The sequence below is a fragment of the Variovorax sp. CCNWLW186 genome (assembly GCF_037203865.1).
Lineage (GTDB): Bacteria > Pseudomonadota > Gammaproteobacteria > Burkholderiales > Burkholderiaceae_C > Variovorax.
Window position 1 is genome coordinate 18427 of sequence record NZ_JBBCBO010000023.1, and the last position, 17123, is coordinate 35549.

17 protein-coding genes and 1 riboswitch are annotated in these 17123 nt (G+C 67.2%); of the genes, 7 read left to right on the forward strand and 10 right to left on the reverse strand.

Annotated features, from left to right (window positions below; all coding sequences use genetic code 11):
• Position 1 precedes the first annotated feature (1 nt).
• The 8 genes from V9K97_RS22275 to V9K97_RS22310 are packed head-to-tail and all read right to left on the reverse strand — an operon-like array spanning position 2 to position 7798.
• Positions 2 to 1021 (reverse strand): aminotransferase class I/II-fold pyridoxal phosphate-dependent enzyme, encoded by a 1020-nt coding sequence (locus tag V9K97_RS22275; protein ID WP_337320791.1) that lies wholly within the window; start codon positions 1019 to 1021, stop codon positions 2 to 4.
• Positions 1018 to 1959: an adenosylcobinamide-phosphate synthase CbiB gene (cbiB, locus tag V9K97_RS22280; RefSeq protein ID WP_337320793.1), complete on the reverse strand. Its 942-nt coding sequence runs from the start codon at positions 1957 to 1959 to the stop codon at positions 1018 to 1020. The genes V9K97_RS22275 and cbiB overlap by 4 nt, the downstream gene beginning before the upstream one ends.
• Before the next feature lie 4 nt (positions 1960 to 1963).
• On the reverse strand, positions 1964 to 2533 hold the full coding sequence (cobO, locus tag V9K97_RS22285) for a cob(I)yrinic acid a,c-diamide adenosyltransferase (RefSeq protein ID WP_337297662.1): 570 nt from the start codon (positions 2531 to 2533) through the stop codon (positions 1964 to 1966).
• Positions 2534 to 2555: 22 nt separating this feature from the next.
• Positions 2556 to 3338 (reverse strand): ABC transporter ATP-binding protein, encoded by a 783-nt coding sequence (locus V9K97_RS22290; RefSeq protein WP_337297663.1) that lies wholly within the window; start codon positions 3336 to 3338, stop codon positions 2556 to 2558.
• Complete coding sequence (locus V9K97_RS22295; protein ID WP_258506799.1) at positions 3335 to 4345, reverse strand: FecCD family ABC transporter permease; 1011 nt, start codon at positions 4343 to 4345, stop codon at positions 3335 to 3337. Before V9K97_RS22295 ends, V9K97_RS22290 begins: the two co-directional genes overlap by 4 nt.
• A 19-nt stretch (positions 4346 to 4364) precedes the next feature.
• The gene (locus tag V9K97_RS22300) at positions 4365 to 5231 is read right to left on the reverse strand and encodes an ABC transporter substrate-binding protein (protein WP_258508460.1); all 867 of its coding nucleotides are present in this window, start codon (positions 5229 to 5231) and stop codon (positions 4365 to 4367) included.
• A gap of 2 nt (positions 5232 to 5233) precedes the next feature.
• Entirely contained in the window at positions 5234 to 5818 is a 585-nt protein-coding gene (locus V9K97_RS22305; RefSeq protein ID WP_337297664.1) for a bifunctional adenosylcobinamide kinase/adenosylcobinamide-phosphate guanylyltransferase, read from the reverse strand.
• Positions 5819 to 5854: 36 nt separating this feature from the next.
• On the reverse strand, positions 5855 to 7798 hold the full coding sequence (locus tag V9K97_RS22310; RefSeq protein ID WP_337320795.1) for a TonB-dependent receptor domain-containing protein: 1944 nt from the start codon (positions 7796 to 7798) through the stop codon (positions 5855 to 5857).
• Between the two features lie 93 nt (positions 7799 to 7891).
• Positions 7892 to 8139: riboswitch (cobalamin riboswitch) on the reverse strand.
• A 163-nt stretch (positions 8140 to 8302) separates the two neighbouring features.
• Between V9K97_RS22310 and V9K97_RS22315 the strand changes: the two genes are divergently transcribed.
• From V9K97_RS22315 to V9K97_RS22330, 4 genes are all read left to right on the forward strand, one after another.
• Positions 8303 to 8527, forward strand: coding sequence for a DUF904 domain-containing protein (locus V9K97_RS22315; RefSeq protein WP_093023459.1), 225 nt, complete (start codon positions 8303 to 8305; stop codon positions 8525 to 8527).
• The gene (locus V9K97_RS22320; RefSeq protein WP_337320797.1) at positions 8524 to 8868 is read left to right on the forward strand and encodes a cell division protein ZapA; all 345 of its coding nucleotides are present in this window, start codon (positions 8524 to 8526) and stop codon (positions 8866 to 8868) included. The genes V9K97_RS22315 and V9K97_RS22320 overlap by 4 nt, the downstream gene beginning before the upstream one ends.
• A gap of 282 nt (positions 8869 to 9150) precedes the next feature.
• Positions 9151 to 9972 carry a sulfite exporter TauE/SafE family protein gene (locus V9K97_RS22325; protein ID WP_258506808.1) on the forward strand — a complete coding sequence of 274 codons (822 nt, stop codon included), beginning with the start codon at positions 9151 to 9153 and terminating at the stop codon, positions 9970 to 9972.
• Between the two features lie 109 nt (positions 9973 to 10081).
• The gene (locus V9K97_RS22330) at positions 10082 to 10507 is read left to right on the forward strand and encodes a universal stress protein (RefSeq protein WP_126749671.1); all 426 of its coding nucleotides are present in this window, start codon (positions 10082 to 10084) and stop codon (positions 10505 to 10507) included.
• A 30-nt stretch (positions 10508 to 10537) separates the two neighbouring features.
• Here V9K97_RS22330 and V9K97_RS22335 read toward each other — a convergent pair whose 3' ends face one another.
• The gene (locus V9K97_RS22335) at positions 10538 to 11500 is read right to left on the reverse strand and encodes a helix-turn-helix domain-containing protein (protein ID WP_258506810.1); all 963 of its coding nucleotides are present in this window, start codon (positions 11498 to 11500) and stop codon (positions 10538 to 10540) included.
• A gap of 177 nt (positions 11501 to 11677) precedes the next feature.
• Here V9K97_RS22335 and V9K97_RS22340 point away from each other — a divergent pair, with 177 nt between their 5' ends.
• From V9K97_RS22340 to V9K97_RS22350, 3 genes are all read left to right on the forward strand, one after another.
• The gene (locus tag V9K97_RS22340) at positions 11678 to 12724 is read left to right on the forward strand and encodes a carbon-nitrogen hydrolase family protein (RefSeq protein ID WP_337320798.1); all 1047 of its coding nucleotides are present in this window, start codon (positions 11678 to 11680) and stop codon (positions 12722 to 12724) included.
• An 18-nt stretch (positions 12725 to 12742) separates the two neighbouring features.
• The gene (locus tag V9K97_RS22345) at positions 12743 to 13804 is read left to right on the forward strand and encodes a phenylacetaldoxime dehydratase family protein (protein WP_337320800.1); all 1062 of its coding nucleotides are present in this window, start codon (positions 12743 to 12745) and stop codon (positions 13802 to 13804) included.
• Positions 13805 to 13877: 73 nt separating this feature from the next.
• A complete protein-coding gene (locus V9K97_RS22350; protein WP_337320802.1) occupies positions 13878 to 15590 on the forward strand; it encodes a serine hydrolase in 1713 nt (570 codons plus the stop codon).
• On the opposite strand, the gene V9K97_RS22355 is transcribed toward V9K97_RS22350, so the two are convergent.
• Complete coding sequence (locus V9K97_RS22355; RefSeq protein ID WP_337320804.1) at positions 15587 to 17122, reverse strand: malonate--CoA ligase; 1536 nt, start codon at positions 17120 to 17122, stop codon at positions 15587 to 15589. The two genes, V9K97_RS22350 and V9K97_RS22355, sit on opposite strands and share 4 nt — an antisense overlap.
• Position 17123 lies beyond the last annotated feature (1 nt).

The following is a 17123-nucleotide window of genomic DNA, read 5'->3' on the forward strand; positions in this document are numbered from 1 at the left end:
TTCAATGTTCGGTTGCTTTTGCCGCTCGTGTCCAGGCCTCCTTCAGCGCCTGCTGGCTTTGCGGCGGCAACACACCCAGCCGCACGTGGCCGGGCAGGCCGAAGGATGCGCAGTCGCGCAGCTTGATGCCTTCAGTGCGCAATTCTGCGGCGAGCTTCGGATACGGCACATCGGTGCGCGCGCAGAAAAAGTTGGTGTCGCTCGGCAGGCACTCCCATCGCAGCGATTCGCAGAGGGCGCGCTGCTGCGCTTTCCATGCTCGCAAGGTGTTCAGGCTTTGCGCGAGCCACGCCTGGGCTTCGTCGCCGGCCCAGGTTTCGAGCATTGCCACGCCGTGCGCGCCGATGGGCCATGAAGGCGACAGTTGCTCGATGCGTTGACTCAGCGCCGCGGCCATGTCGTTTTGGGGTGCGATGGCATAGGCAGCGCGAATGCCGGTCAAGCCCATCGCCTTGTTCGGCGTCCACAGCTGCCAGACGCGGTTGCGTTGTGCGGCGTCGAACGACGGCCGGCCTTCGAGACGCAGCGGCTCGTAAGCCATGTCGAGCACGCAGACACCGCTCGCGTCCGTGTGCGGCACGAGATCGGCCTGGCCCTGCGGGCTCGAGGGCTCGCAGCACCAGCGCAGTGCCGGCCTTCCGCGCGGGTCGGCGGTGCGCAACGTCTGCAAGCCCCAGGCCGACGCCGCCCGCTCGTAGTCGCCATAGCTGTGCATCGGCAGGCAGGCCTCCCGTCCACCGCCTTGCGCCCAGGCGGCTGTGATGCGGTGAATGAATTCGCTCGCACTGCCCGCAATGACCACGCGTTCGACGGCCACGTCATGAAAGGCGGCCAGCGCGCGACGCAGCGAGGTGTAGGCCGGGTCAGGATAGTGCGCTGCATCGGCCGCGCGCAACGCTGCCAGAACGGCAGGGCACGGGCCCGCCGCATTGCCGTTGGTCGAGAAATCGTGCCGCGCCGCACCGGCGCCGTCGGGGCCGCCATGCAGCGCATGGGTTGGTGTCGTTCGTTCCAGTGTCATGCCCACCTCGCGATGGCGAAGATCGCCAATGATGCACACGCCGCCAGCGCGAGCGCGGCCCTGCCGCCCAGTTGCGCTGCGCGCTGCGTGTCGGCCGCTTCGGCGCGCCGCCCTTCCGCATTCAAGGCGTACACGCCGGGCTTGGCCAGCCGCACGCCAAGCAGCAATGCCATCGCCGCCATTGGCCACCCGCTGTTGGGCGAAGGCGTGCGGCGCGCCTCTGGCGCCAGCCCGCGTGGCCATTGCCGCGACGCGAGCGCAAGCAGCAGCACGGTGAGCCGTGCCGGCAGCCACGAGAGCACATCGTCCGCGCGCGCGGCCCATTTGCCGAACCACGTCCAGTCGCGGCCGCCGCGCTCGCCGCGGTAGCCCCACATGGCATCGGCCGTGTTCGCGAAGCGATAGACCGCGGCGCCCGGCAAGCCCAGCAGCACAAACCAGAACAGCGGGGCCACCAGTGAATCGTTGAGGTTCTCGGCCAGCGACTCGATGGCGCTTTCGCGCACTTCGCTTTCACCGAGCATGGAGACGTCCCGGCTCACCAACCGGGCGAGTTGCGCGCGGCCCGCCTCCAGCGACACCGCGAGCGCCGCCTCCACGGCCAGCACTTCATTGCGCAGCATGCGCCATGCGAAGAGCGGCTTCAATGCAATAGCAAGCACTACGGCAGTTGCCCAGCCGGGCAGCCATTGCAGTGCGGTTGCCTGCACCGTCAGGGCCATGGCGCCAACGACCATTGCACCAACGCACCAGGCCAGCGCGCCCTTCAGGAACAGCGACAGATCGCGCGGCCTTGCATCGGCCGCGAGTGGCGCAAGGCGGGAGCCGAACCAACCAAGGTAGTGCCCCATCCACACCACGGGATGCCAGCGCACCGCCGGCTCGCCCAGCCAACGGTCGATGGCCAGCGCAAGCCACAAGGCGGCTGCGGAAGCCAAAGGCTCAATCCTCGATGCCGCGCTGCGCGGGAATCCCGGCCTTGAAGGCGTGCTTGACCATGGTCATGTCGGTCACGGTGTCGGCCAGCTCGACGATCTCAGGCGGACAGCGACGGCCGGTGAGCACCACGTGCACATGCTTCGGCCGCTCGCGCAGCGTTTCGAGCACACCGTCGAGCGGCAGCCAGCCGTAGATCAGCGGATAGGTGATCTCGTCGAGCACCACCAGAAAGAACTCGCCCGAAAGAATGGCCGCCCTGGCCTTTTCCCAGCCGTCGCGCGCAAGCTGGCCCGAGCGCTCGAGATCCTGGCTCTTCCAGCTGAAGCCGTCGCCCAGGCCTTCGATGGGAATGCCGATCTGCTCGAACATGCGGTGCTCGCCGAAACGGGCGGAGGGCACTTTCATGAACTGGTAGATCTTCACCGCCTTGCCGCGGCCGTGCGCACGCAACGCCAAGCCGAAGGCGGCCGTGCTCTTGCCCTTGCCGTCACCGGTGTTGACGATGACGATGCCGCGGCGTTCGCCTTCGGGTTTTTCGTAGGGCTTGTCGCTGGGGGGAGTTTCGATCTGCATGGTGTGGTGTTCGGAAAGTCGTTCAATTCGGCAAGGCAATCCACTGGTCCGCCACGCGATGCACACGAATGCGGTGATCGAACACCTGCTCGAGCGCTGCGTGCGTGGCCGGGTCGCTGCTGCCGCCGTGGTGCACCACGCGGCCATGATTCATCACGACCAGCTCGTCGGCCGCAAGTGCCATGGGCAGTTCGTGCAGCACGCTGACCACGGTGCGGCCTTCGGCCACCAAGGCACGCGCGGTCTGCATCCAGTCGGCCTGGTGGGGCGGATCGAGGTTGGCGAGCGGCTCGTCCATCAGCAGCAGCTCGGCCTCGACCGCGAGCGCGCGCGCCATCAGCACGCGCTGCCGTTCGCCGCCGGAGAGCTGGCCCAACGGCCGCTCGCGCCACTCCCAGGCCTGCGTGCTGCGCAATGCGCGCTCCACGGCCTCGCGGTCTTCCGCGCTGGGCGCGGCAAGCCAGCGCTGGTGCGGCAGGCGGCCGAGCATCGCAATGTCGTAGACCATCAGGTCGTCGGCGCTGCCCTCGCCCGCCGCACCGCTCTGGCCCAGCCATGAAAGGCGCTGTGCGCGAATGCGGCCCGGCACCTTGGCCGCCGGCTCGCCAAAAAGGAAAACCTCGCCACGGTGCGGAAGCAGGCCTGCAAGCGCCTTGAGCAAGGTCGACTTTCCCGCGCCGTTCGGCCCGACGATGCTGGTCCACCGCGCGGCGCCCAGCTTCAGCTCGATGCCGTGCAGCACCTCGGTGCTGCCGAGCGTGGCACTCAAGCCGCGTACTTCGATGGCGGGAATGCGGCCGCTCATGCCACGCCTCCCCGCGCGCTGCGCCTGTGCATCAGCCACAGCAGGTAGCTGCCTCCGAGCACGGCCGTGAGCACGCCCACGGGCAGCTCCTGCGGGGCAATGAGCCAGCGCGCTGCGAGGTCGGCGGACATCAGCAGCAGTCCGCCCATGGCCGTTGACAGCACGATCAACCCGGCATGCGTGGTCTTGACCACCGAGCGCACGAGGTGCGGCGAGGCAAGGCCCACGAAAGCGATCAGGCCCGTTTGCGCCACGGCCGCGCCGGTGGCCAGCGCGAGCACCACCACCAGCGCGGCGCGCATGGCGCCCAGCGGAAGGCCAAGGCTTCTTGCAGTGGCCTCGCCCAGCGAAAGGCTGTCGAGCACCGGCGCAAGCGCCCAGCCCAGCAGCAGGCACACCACACCGGCAGCGGCCATCACGGCGCATGCGCTCCAGCCGACCAGGCCGGTGCTGCCGAGAATGAAGCCCTGTATGGCCTGCAGGACATCGGCCGAAGCGATGGTGATCAGGTCTTTGGCGGCGCCGAGCACCACGCCGACGATCACGCCCGCCAGCAGCAGCCGAAGTGTCTGCTGCACGCCGCGCGCGAGCAGCAGCGTGAGCATCACCGCGAGCACCGCCCCCACGAAGGCCGCACCGGTAAGGCCAAGGCGCAGTGCCCATTGCATGTTTGCGACCGAGCCGCCGAACAGCATGAGCGCCACCGCCACGCCGAGCGAAGCACCCGATGCACTGCCGAGCAGATAGGGATCGGCCAGCGGATTGCGAAACAGGCCCTGCGCCACCGCGCCCGCGAGCCCGAGCAACGCGCCCGCGAGCCAGGCGCCGAGCGTGCGCGGCAGCCGGATGTCCCACACGATCTGCAGTGCCACCGGGTCGCGCCATGCCGCCAGCAGGCTTTCGAAGCCGGTGCTGCCGATGCCCAGCCCGAGCAGCGCGAACGCAATGCCCAAGCCAAGCAAGGCAATGCCGAAAAGCCAGACCCTGCGCTGATGGTGCGTGTGCATGAAGAATTCTTGCCGCTTTTCAGCCGGACTTTTCCGTCAGGCAGCGTGCCATCAAACGCGCCGCCTCGTCCATGCGCGGGCCGGGGCGCACGAGCACATCGGACTCGTCAGCGCTGAAGCGGCAGATGCGGCCTTCGCGCACCGCACGGATGCCGCCCCAACCCGGGCGCTGCTCCAGCCCCTGCGCGCTGCGCACGCTGACCATGATGAGGTCAGGATTGGCGCGCACCACGTATTCGGGGTTGAGCTTGGGAAACGGCCCGAGCGACGCCGGCACGATGTTCTTCGCGCCCAGTCGCGTGAGCGTTTCGCCGATGAACGACGACTCGCCGGCCGCAAACGGCGCGCTGTTGACTTCGAAGTACACGCGCAGGCCCTTCGCACGGTCGGGGAGCGATTGCGCCGCCGCCGACACGCTGGCGTCGATCACGCGCCACACGTTCGGCGCCTCGCGGGTGCCAAGCACCTGGTCGAGCTTGCCGAGCACGCGCTGCACGTCGGCATGGCTCTTGGGTTCGAGCACCACCACCTTGAGGCCCAGCGCTTCGAGCCGCTGCGTCACGCGGGACGACTTGGCAAGCAGCACCGCGTCGGGCCGCAGCGCCACGATGGCCTCGACATTGGGGTCGAGCCCTCCGCCCAGTTGCGGCAGCGCGCGCACCGCACTCGGCGAGTTGGAATAGTTGTCGACACCCACCAGCCGCGAGCAGGCGCCGAGCGCGCAAACCCCTTCGGTCAACGACGGCAGCAGCGTGACGATGCGCTGCGGCGGCTGCGGCAGGCTCACGGTAACGCCGCGCTCGTCCGTTACTTCAAGAGCGTGCGCGGCCAGCGACAGAACACCAAGGCCGAATACTGCGGAAAAAAATCGAATCCAGTGCTTCATCTTCATGCGGCAGGCGCCTTCAAGGTCAACGGCAGCCCGGCCGCCATCAGCGTCACGCGATGGCATGCGGCTGCCACCTCCTGGTTCATGCGGCCGAGCGTATCGACGAAGGCACGCGTCTCCCGGCCAAGCGGAATCACGCCCAGGCCGATTTCGTTGCCGACCAATACCACCGGCCCGCGCGCCTCGCGCAGCGCGATGAGCAGCATGGCGACGTGCGCCGGGGGCGTGCGAGTGGCGGGCTTGGCGGCCTCGGAGCGCAGCGGCATCAGCAGGTTGGTGAGCCAGAGCGTGAGGCAATCGACCACCACCAGCGTTTCGGGCGCGCTCTCGGAAACAATGGCGCGCGCCAGTTCGACCGGTTCTTCCACAGTACGCATGGCCGGCACGCGCCGGGCGCGGTCCGCCTGGTGGCGCGCGATGCGCTCGCGCATCTCGTCGTCGAACGCCTGCGCGGTGGCGATGAGCACGGCGCGCCGCGCAGCGGGCGCCTCGGCCAGCCAGTCGATGGCGCGCTGCTCGGCGCGGCGCGACTTGCCGCTTTTCTGGCCCCCGAGGATGAATTCATGCGCAATGGTCGTGGGCATCTTTCTTCCTTTCGGGGTTGCCGTCGGCAAGCCTGATTAATGCGGCGTCCACTTCAGGCCGATGTAGGCATTGCGGCCGCCGGTGGCGTAGCCGCGTGCCAGCGTGTAGTCCTTGTCGCCCACATTGTCGACGCGCGCCACCAGGCCGATGTCGCGCGTGATCTGCGTGCTGGCCACGAGGTTCAGCACGGTGTAGCCGCTCAGCGTGCGGGTGTTGGCGGCATCGTCGAAGCGCTTGCTCGACGATTGCACCTCGGCGCCCAGCGTCCAGCCGGCAACGCGCCAGTCGGCACCCAGCGTGCCATGGCGGCGCGCGCGGCGTGCGAGCAGGTTGTCGGTTTCCAGGTCGCGCGGATCCTGGAAGTCCACTGATGCGCGCAGCGTCACGTCGCCGATGCGGTGGCCGCCCGAAAGCGTGATGCCCCGGTAGCGCGCACGCGCCGTGCTGGCATAGCAGCCAAAGCCGGAATCGCAATTCGTGGCCCCGCCGTCGAACACGATCAGGTCGTTGACGCGGTTCTGGTACACGACGATGCCCGCATGCGTGCCGCCGTCGGCGTACTGCAAGCCAAGCTCGACGTTGCGGCTCGACTCCGGCTTGAGGGTCGGCGTGCCGTATTCGCTGAAGCGCTGGTACAGCGTGGGCGCGCGGAATGCGGTTCCGGCCGACACGGTGGCGCGCAGCTTGGGCGTGATGGCGTAGCCGTACGCGGCGCTGCCGGTGGTCTTGCCGCCGAATTCGCTGTCGTCGTCATGCCGCACATGCAGCTGGAGCGAATGCGCCCCCTGCACGAAACCGTAGCCCAGCGAAACCGCATCCTGCGAGCGCTTGCGCGACAGCAGGCCGGTGAAGGTGGTGGGTGCGTTCTCGAGCGCGTCTTCACGGCGCTCGAGGGTGGCCGTCACCAGGTGCGGGCCGAAGCGCAATTCGTTCTGGAACAGGTAGCCGCGAAGGTTGGTCTCGGTGCGGTAGAACGAAGGCTGCGTCTTGTAGACCGATTGCGAATCGGTCACCTGCACGCGCGTGCTGTAGATGTCGTTCCACTTGGCGGACCACGAAAGCCCCGCCGTACGCAGCGTGTTCTGGGAAACGTCGTTGGTAAAGCGGATCGGCGGCCGCGTCCTGGTGCTCACCGGCGAGTCGTAGCCCGCTTCGGTGTCGCTGTAGAGCAGCGTGGCCTCGAGCCGCTGGGCCGGGTTGATCTGGTAGCCGAGCCGCAGGTTGCCCGAATCATTACGGTATGCATCGCGGTCGGGGTCTGTCAGGCCGTCTCTGGAGGGGGTGCGCTTTTCGATCGGCAGCGCGTTGAAGCCCTTGCTCTCTTCATGCGCAACACCCAGCGAATAGTCGAACGCGCCCGACTTCCCGCTCACGCCCGCTTCGGCCTTGCGAAGGCCATGGCTGCCGAAGCCCACGCCCGCGTAGGGCGCCACGCCCTCTTCGCCGCGGCGGGTAAAGAGCTGGACCACGCCGCCCACGGCGTCGGAGCCGTACACCGCCGCAGCGGGGCCGCGCAGCACTTCGATGCGGTCGATCTGCGCGAGGGGAATGCCCTCCCAGCCGGCGCCGCCGGTCGATTGCGAATCGATGCGCACCCCGTCGATGTACACGGCGGTGAAGCGCGTGTCTGCGCCACGGACGAACAGGCTGGTGGTGCTGCCCAAGCCGCCGTTGCGCGTCATCTCGATGCCGGGAAGGCGCGCCAGCACGTCGGCCACGCCGACGGCGCCGCTGCGCTCGATGGTCTGGCGGTCGATGATGGACACGTCGCCCACCAGGTCGGACAGGGCTTGCGGCGTACGGTTGGCCGTGACCACGGTCTCGCCCAGCGCGCGCGCCTCTTGCTGGGCGTGCGCTGCCGAGGGCAGCTGGATCAGCGCCAGGCCGCCGAAAGCGGAGGCCAGTGCGAGCGGCAGGCAGGCAAGGCGGCGACGGCGCGCGGGAACACGGCCGAGGGAAAGGGAAACGCAGGAAATCATGAATGGACCGAACGAACGTCTATGCCCGTCGCCGGCCTCCCCGCCAGCGTTTGGGCGCAATGGCTGCTTCATGCGCGCGAATCGATCGCGCATGCGGCAGCCGCCTCGTTGGCCGGTATCCGGGCTGGCAGTACGACCTCACCGCCTTCCCAGGCGCCTGTTTCAGGGCGCCCAGTGGCTTGATGGATGAGGTTGACGCGCATGGCGTCGACTGCTTGACCGTTGCGGGGGCAGCGCAGGCGGCTTCGGCCTTGTCCCGTTTCCGGGTGGCGTTCACTCCTGCTTCCCGTTGAACCGCGGCGTGTGAACCACGACGCAGGCACCAACGGGCGGGATTCTAGGGCCTCTCGCGGGCGCAGTAAGCCAAAAGTTGCGCAGACTGTTGTCCGCATCGCATCGGAAAGTTTGGAAAGAGCAAGGTGCAGGCCGCAGAATCCGTCCCGGTCCTACGCGGCGTTCGGCGCCACGGGGGACCGCCTCCCTGGGAAACTACAATCGCCAACCATGCCCGCTTCCAGCCCCATCGACCAGATCGCCGAGCGTGTGGAACGCCTGCTCGTGCGTCATGAAGAGGTGCAGCGCACCAATGCGCTGCTGCAGGAGCAGGTCGAAGCGCTCACGCGCGAGCGCGATGCGCTGAAGTCGCGGCTCGCCGCGGCCCGCACCCGTCTCGACGCCCTGCTCGAGCGGCTGCCGGCCGAACCACCTTCCGAAGATTCCCCCGCATGAAGCAGATTGAAGTTCAGATCATGGGCCAGAGCTATCTGCTCGGCTGCCCCGAGGGCGGCGAAGCCCAACTGCGCGAGGCCGTCGACCGGGTGGACGCGGCCATGTGCAAGATCCGCGATGCGGGCAAGGTGAAGGCGCGCGACCGCATTGCCGTGCTTGCTTCGCTCAACCTGGCCTTCGACCTGGCCGCCCAGCAGGCGGCCGCGGCAGCCGCACCTGCACCGACGGCCTCCCCGGCAACCGTGGTGCCCGGCGCAGATGCCGGCGAGGACGACGCCAAGGCCGCCCAGCTCATTCAGAAACTCGATCAAGCCCTTGCGGGCGATGACCATTTACTCTGAGGAGAAGCGCCCGGCTCGTCCGAGGCGTAAAATCCGAACTGTCTGCGGTGCGCGTCGGGCTTAATATTTCCTTGTTCCAATGCTCTCCGGAGCCGGGCTTGGTACATCGCTTGGCGGGCGTGATCATCTCGCGTCAGATGAACCCGAAGCCTTGCTGCCCTCGCCCACCTGAACCCTGGTTCAGGATGCGGGTTCGGCGCCCACTTGCAGACACCTTTTTCCGTTCAAACGGCCCCGGCAAGCGCTGCACGGGGCCGTTGCTTTTTTTCAAGGCTCCGCTGCGTGAACTCCCTGCTCGACCCCCTCCTGATCGCCGAATTGGCCGCACTCGGCCTGGGCACCGGTTTTCTGGCGGGCTTGCTCGGCATTGGGGGCGGAATGCTCATGGTGCCGTTCATCACCATCATCATGGGGCACCGCGGAGTGGCTTCCGACTTGGCCGTGAAGATGGCCATTGCCACCTCGATGGCAACGATCATCTTCACTTCGGTGTCGAGCGTGCGGGCGCATCACAAGCGCGGCGCGGTGCGCTGGGACATCGTGCGGCGCCTGGCGCCCGGCATTGTCATCGGCAGCCTGCTGGGCAGCCTGGGCGTGTTCGCGCTGCTCAAGGGCACGGTGCTGGCCATCGTGTTTGCGCTGTTCGTGGGCTTCTCGGCCACGCAGATGTTTCTTGACCGCAAGCCCAAGCCCACGCGGCAGATGCCGGGCACGGTGGGCCAGTTGTCGGCGGGCGGCGCCATCGGCTTCATCTCGGGGCTGGTGGGCGCGGGCGGCGGCTTCGTCAGCGTGCCGTTCATGACGTGGTGCAACATCTCCATCCACAACGCGGTAGCCACCAGCGCCGCGCTCGGCTTTCCGATTGCGGTGGCCAACGTGCTGGGCTATGCGGTAAGCGGACAGTCGGTGCAGGGCCTCCCTGAAGGTGCCTTCGGCTACATCTGGCTGCCTGCGCTCGCGGTCATTGCGGTGTGCAGCGTGCTCACCGCTCCGCTCGGCGCCAAGGCCGCCCACAACCTGCCGGTGAAAAAGCTCAAGCGCGTGTTCGCGAGCATCCTGTACCTGCTGGCCGCCTACATGCTCTGGAAGGGGCTGCAGGGCTGAGCAAGCCATCGCGCAGCTTCGCACACTGCGCGGTTCTTCGAGCGAAAGCCCCTTGGGTCTTGGGTGAGACCCGTTGCGGCAGGCAAGCGCGGGCCGTATAACCGGCCTCATGAAAATCCTCATCGCAGTCGACGGCAGCGCCTATACGCAAAAGGCGCTCAACTACTTGCTCGCCAACCGCGCCATGTTCGTGGACGGGCATGAGCTGGTCATCGTGCATGTGTGCACCGGCGTCCACGGCCATGTGGCGCGCCACCTGAGCAAACAGGTGGTCGATGACTACTACGCCGAAGAAAGCGCCAAGGTGCTCGACCCCGTGAAGGCCTTGCTCGCGCAGAACAACGTGAGCAACTTCACCGTCGACCAGCGCCACGGCCATGCGGCCGAGGAAATCCTCAAGTCGGCAACTGCGGCGCATGCCCAGCTGATCGTGCTGGGCACCCACGGCCACGGCATTTTTGGCCGCGCGCTGATGGGCTCGGTGGCCACCAAGGTCATTTCCGAGACCGACACCTCGGTGCTGCTGGTGCAGTAACCCGGCGAAGGCCGACCCCTCTTTTTGTTGTTATTGAACGCGCTGCTGCCGCCACTCGCGCGGCGAGCAGCCGAAGCGTTCGCGGAATGCGCGGCTGAAGTGCGCCGCGTCATTGAAGCCGCGGCCATAGGCGATGTCGGCGACCGGCCGGCCGGCAAGCCGCGGCTCGAGCAGGTCGCGGCTGCACGCTTCGAGCCGGCGCTCCCAGATGTACTGTGAAGGCGTGAGCGGCTCGCTCTTGAAGATGCGGTGAATGTGGCTGGCTGAAACGCCTAGCTCCGCCGCAAGGCTTCCTACCGACAGCGACGGGTCCGCCAGCTGTTCGTCGATGCGCCGCTTCACGCGGGCCAGGTGGTAGGCCGTGAGATTGCTGAGGCCCGGCGCGCGCGCCGCGGGCAGCGTTTGGAGCCCTGCCACCAGAATGCTCTGCACCCCGTTGGCCACCGCGAGTGCCGACGCCGGCTGCAAAGTGTCGATGTCTTCGCGCAGCGTGCGGATCATGCCCAGCAGCAGGTGCCCCGCACCCTCGCGTCCCGACACGGTGGTGGCCGTCAGTGCTTCGGTGTCGTGCAGTTCGCTGCGAAGGCGTTCGCCAGGCAGCTTGAGCACGATCTGCTCGAACGCGTGGTCGAACAGCAATTCGTAGGGCCGGGTGCTGTCGTACAGCGCAAAGTCGCCCGCCGCCAGCACGGCGTCGCGCCCATCCTGCCGCACCACGCCCTGGCCGCGCGCCTGGATGCTGACCAGGAAATAGTCGTCGCCAGACCGAGAGATGTGCCCCGGCGTGCGCATGACCTTCTGCGGGCCCGACTTGACCACCGACACATCGAGGCTCGGCAGCGTGTGCTGGCGGATGCTGCCTTCGAAATTGCCGGAATCGTCCTTGCGCACCGCATCGCACCCGAGCTGCACGTACACATTGCAGATCATGTCGGTCCAGTAGGCGAGCCGCTGGTCGCGCGGAACGGCATCGGTGCTGAACAACTGGTTCATCGGGGTTCCTCGGATTTCTTGAAAAGCCGGCATGCAACGCTGGAACAAGAACGCCGCAAGTTCGGGTCAAGGGGTTTCGCGGCGGCGAATCTACGCTTGAAGCAACCCGCATGCCACCGCGCAAACCCGGTGCGAGGTGTGCGAAGTTGTTTCACCCCCCACTCCTGGAGACCCTCCATGCCCGCCACCAGTCATCCCAAGCTTCGCGTTGCCGCCGTGCAGGCCGCGCCCGTGTTCCTCGATCTCGACGGCACCATCGACAAGACCATCGACCTCATGGCCCAGGCGGCCGGCCAGGGCGTGAAGCTCATCGCCTTTCCCGAGACCTGGGTGCCGGGGTACCCCTGGTGGATCTGGCTCGATTCGCCGGCCTGGGGCATGCAGTTCGTGCAGCGCTATCACGACAACGCACTGGTCGTCGGCTCGGGCGAGTTCGACCGCATTCGCGATGCCGCGCGCAAGCAAAGGATCTGGGTGTCCCTTGGCTACAGCGAAAAGGCCGCGGGCAGCCTCTACATTGCGCAGGCCCTGATCGACGACCAAGGCAACACCGTGCAGACGCGCCGCAAGCTCAAGCCCACGCACGTGGAACGCACCGTGTTCGGCGAAGGCGACGGCTCCGACCTTGCCGTGGCCGACACGGCCATCGGCAACATCGGGTCGCTCTCATGCTGGGAGCATCTGCAGCCGCTGAGCAAATACGCGATGTACGCACAGAACGAGCAGATCCACTGCGGCGCCTGGCCCAGCTTCTCGCTCTACCGCGGCGCGGCTTTCGCGCTCGGCGCCGAGCTCAACAATGCGGCCAGCCAGGTGTATGCAGCGGAGGGCCAATGCTTCGTCGTCGCGCCGTGCGCCACGGTTTCACAGGCGATGAGCGAACTGTTGTGCACCGATGCGGGCAAGCAGCAGTTGCTGGGCGTCGGCGGCGGCTTTGCGCGCATCTACGCGCCCGACGGTTCGCCGCTCGGTACGCCCCTGGCCGAAGACCAGGAAGGGCTGGTGATTGCGGACATCGACCTTGGAATGATTGCGCTCGCCAAGGCCGCGGCCGACCCGAGCGGCCACTACTCGCGGCCCGACGTCACGCAGCTGCTGCTGAACAAGACGCGGCGCGAACCGGTGGTGCTGCAGCGTGCGCCCGAAGTCGAAGGCGGCGCCTTCGAAGCCATCGTCGCCACGCCCGAGCCGGGCGCCGCGGCGCGCCAGCAGTTGGCCGCCTGAGCCAGCAGGAGCCACGCCATGGAATCAGCCATTGCAGAGCACCTGAAGTGCCCACGCACGCGCCACCGCCGCGTGGAAGACGACTACGCGCCGCCCTACCCCGTCTGGTCGGCGCGCGCGCCGGCCGCGGTGGGGCAGGTGGTGATGGGCTACTTCGGCGTGCAATCGCGCGGCACCGATATGCAAGGGCGAGCTTGCGCTGCGCTGATGAAGATCGCAGCCGCCTTCGCGCTGCCCGACGGCCCGGGCCACCACGACTTCGCACACCACATCGATGCCGACGGCTACGACAACATGATCGCCATCGCGTACTGGGACGATCCTGCCGCCCATGCACGCTGGTGCTCAGCGCCCGAGGTGGATGCGTGGTGGCACTCCGAAGAACGGTTGGCGGACGGCCTCGGCTACTTCCGCGAAATGGTGTCACCGCGCGTCGAGCACTTCGAGACCATGTTCAACACGCCGGACCGCCTCGAGGGCGTGGGCGTGGTGATGGGCGGCGTGAGCGGCGAACTGCAGGAGCACGGCTACTGGGGTTCGATGCGCGACCGCATTCCGCTTTCGCAGACCGATGCCATGGCACCCTCTGGCACACGCGCCGTAATGGCCGGCACGCCGGCTCCGGGGCAGCGCGTGCGCGTCGCGGGCCACGAGAACATCGCGATGATCCGCTCCGGTCAGGAGTGGGCCGACACCGCCGGCCACGAACGCACGCTCTACCTGGAAGAGATGGAACCGGTCCTGCGCGAAGGCATGGAGTTCTTGCGCGACGAAGGACTGGGCATCGGCTGCTACAGCAACCGCTACATGCGCCATCTCGACGCCAAGGGCACGCCGCTCGAAAAATCGTTCGGCCTGAGCTTCTGGCGGTCGCTCGCCGAGATGGAGCGCTGGGCCGAGTCGCACCCCACGCACGTTGCGATCTTCGGCAGCTTCATGCGCTACGTGCAGGCGCTGAACTTCCAGCTGCAGCTGCGCGTGTACCACGAGGTGTCGGTGCTCAAGGCGGACGAACAGAGCTACGAGTACATCAACTGCCACGCCCGCAGCGGGCTCATGAATGGGTTGGCCGCCGCCTAGAAAACCGCACTTCGGGCATTTGCTTTAGGATGCGCGGCCCTATTCAAGCGCAAGCAAAGGCAAGGACCCGATCATGTGGAGCGAACTCGACAGCCTCGTCGAAGCCTCGATGCAGGAGTGGAAAGTACCCGGGCTTGCCCTGGCCGTGATCCAGGACGGCGAGATTTCCGTGCTCAAGGGCTTTGGCGTGCGCGACACCGATACGGGCCTGCCCGTCACGGTGGACACGCAATTCCTGCTGTGCTCCATCACCAAGTCGTTCACCGCGGCCGGGCTGGGTTTGCTGGTCGATGAGCGCAAGCTCGAATGGTCCCGGCCGGTGCGCGAGGTGCTTCCGGAATTTCGCCTGCACGACCCGGTGGCGACCGAGCGGCTGACGGTGCGCGACCTGCTGTGCCACCACAGCGGCTTGCCGCGGCACGACTGGATCCACATGCCCGGCGACTTGAGCAACGCCCAGATGCTGGCCGCACTCAGGCACCTTGCACCGAACAAGGACCTGCGCGACACCTTCCAGTATTCGAACCTTGGCTACCTGGTTGCCGGAATGATCACCGAGCGCATCAGCGGCCAGAGCTACCAGGACTTCACCACCGAACGCTTGATGAAGCCCCTGGGCTTCAGGCACTTCGGCTTTTCCATCGAGGCGCTTGGCGTCGCCGAAGACGCCGCCCGCCCCCATGCGATGGATGGCGACGAGCGTTACCGCACGCCGCTCTCGCCCATTCGCGCCACGCCGGCGGGCGGCATCAACGCCTCGGTGTCGGATCTGGCGAAATGGGCGCGCTTCCTGCTCGACGGCAAGGTGGATGGCCGCCAGTTGCTTTCGGCCCAGGCGCTGCGCGAGATGACCACGCCGCGCGTGCACATGGGCCGCTCCGAATTCCCCGAGATCGGCGATTCGCACTACGGCCTCGGCCTTTTCTGCGAGCAGTACCGGGGCGAGCGCACCATTGCGCATTCGGGCTCCTGGGCCGGCTGGAGCACGCTCATGACCATGCAGCCGGAACGCCGCGCGGGCGTGGTGGTGCTGACCAACCGGGCGCCGGGCAGCACCACCGCCATCCTCACCTACGCGGTGCTCGACCGCATTTGCGGCCGCGTGCCGGTCGACTGGTTCGGCCGCTTGGCGCCGCGGCGCAAACAGGCCCTGGAACAGCTGGCCCTCGACAAGAAGGCCAAGGCGGAAGTCCGCCGAAGCGGAACCCGGCCGAGCCACGCGCTGGAAGACTATGTGGGAGGCTACGAGCATCCGGCGTACGGACGAATCCACATCGAGCAGACTGCCGACGGGCTCGCGTGGCGCTGGCGTGGCTTCGAGGAACCGCTCGAGCATCGACACTACGACGTGTTCATCACACCCGACCGGCCGACCGTGATGCACCCCAGCAATCGGACCCTCACCTTCCGCTACGACCGCCAGGGTCGCATCGATCGCGTGGAGCTTCCTCTCGAGGAGATGGTGGACGACATCGTGTTTCGCCGCGTTGCGGCCGGCGACGTGCTGGACCCGGCGTTTCGCCGGCTGTGCGCCGGCGACTACCTGCACAGCGGCCGCACCATCGAGATCAGGCTCGACGCCGAGGGCGAACTCAACATGACCATTCCGGGCCAGCCGACCTACCGGCTGCTTCCGGCCGATGGGCGCAGCTTCAACGTCGACACGCTCGAAGGCTACGGGGTGGAGTTCCGCCGGCCTTCGCCCGGCGTGGTGGACGCGATGATCTTTCATGAACCGCGCACCACCGCCCTCGCACCGAGAGCGCCGAAGGCCGCGAAAACCTAGGCGAACAGGCCCTTGTGCTGCTCCCGCAGCAGCGCCTTCTGTACCTTGCCCATCGTGTTGCGCGGCAGCTCGTTCACCACAAAGCAGCGCTTCGGTATCTTGAAGTTCGCGAGCTTCGACTTGAGCGCCGCCACGATGGCATCGGCGTCCGGCGCGGCGCCCGGCTTGGGAATGACGATGGCCACGCCCACCTCGCCGAAGTCGGGGTGCGGCACGCCGACCACCGCGCTCTCGGCCACGCCGGGCAACTCGTTGATGTAGCCCTCGATCTCGGCGGGATAGACGTTGTAGCCGCCGCTGATGATCAGGTCCTTGCTGCGCCCGACAATGGTGATGTAGCCGCGGCCGTCGATCTTGCCGACGTCGCCCGTCTTGAAGAACCCGTCGGCGGTGAATTCTTCTTTCGTCTTCTCGGGCATGCGCCAGTAGCCGACGAACACGTTCGGGCCGCTGACCTGGATGTTGCCGATCTCGTCGGTGGTGCAGTCGCGGCCGCTGTCGTCGCAAACGCGCAGCTGAACGCCCGGCAGCGCAAAGCCGACGGTGCCGCCGCGGCGCTCGCCCTGCGCCGGGCTGTAGGGGTTGGAGGTGAGCATCACCGTCTCGCTCATGCCGTAGCGCTCGAGAATGGTGTGGCCGGTGCGCTCGCGCCATTCGTCGAAGGTCTCGATAAGCAGCGGCGCCGACCCCGCGACGAACAGCCGCATGTTGCGCACCGCCTCGCGCGTGAGGCCCGGCTCGGCCAGCAGGCGCACGTAGAGCGTGGGCACGCCCATGAACACGGTGGCTTCGGGCAGCTTTTCGACCACGCGCTTGGGGTCGAACTTCGAGAACCAGATCATCTTGCTGCCGTTGAGCAGCGCACCGTGCAGCGCAACGAAGAGCCCGTGCACGTGGAAGATGGGCAGCGCATGGACCAGCACGTCGCCCTTCGTCCAGCCCCAGTAGTCCTTGAGCACCTCGGCATTCGACAGCAGGTTGCCGTGCGTGAGCATGGCGCCCTTGCTGCGGCCGGTGGTGCCGCTGGTGTAGAGAATGGCGGCCAGGTCGTCCGTATTTTTGTGCGCCACCGCATGCCGGTCACTGCACTGCGCGGCAACCTCCAGCAGCGTGCCGGTGCGGTCGTCGTCCAGCGTGAACACGTGCCGGGTGCCCGCGGCATTGGCAATGGGGCCTACCCACGAGGCATTGCGGCTGGTGCACACCACCACGGCGGGCTCTGCATTGCCGATGAAGTATTCGATCTCGGCGCTTTGATAGGCGGTGTTGAGCGGCAGGAACACATAGCCGGCACGCAGCGTGGCGAGATACAGCATCATCGCCTCGACCGACTTCTCGACCTGCACCGCGATGCGGGCGCCTTCTTCGAGGCCCAGCGCATCCAGCAGGTTGGCGATCATTGCGCTCGCGCGTTCGAGGTCTCTCCACGAATAGAACAGGCCGTTGTCGGTTTCAACGGCAATGCCGTCGAGGTCGGCAGGAAACGCCGCACGCAAGGCGGCAAACAGGTTGGGGTTGGCTTTCGTCTTCATC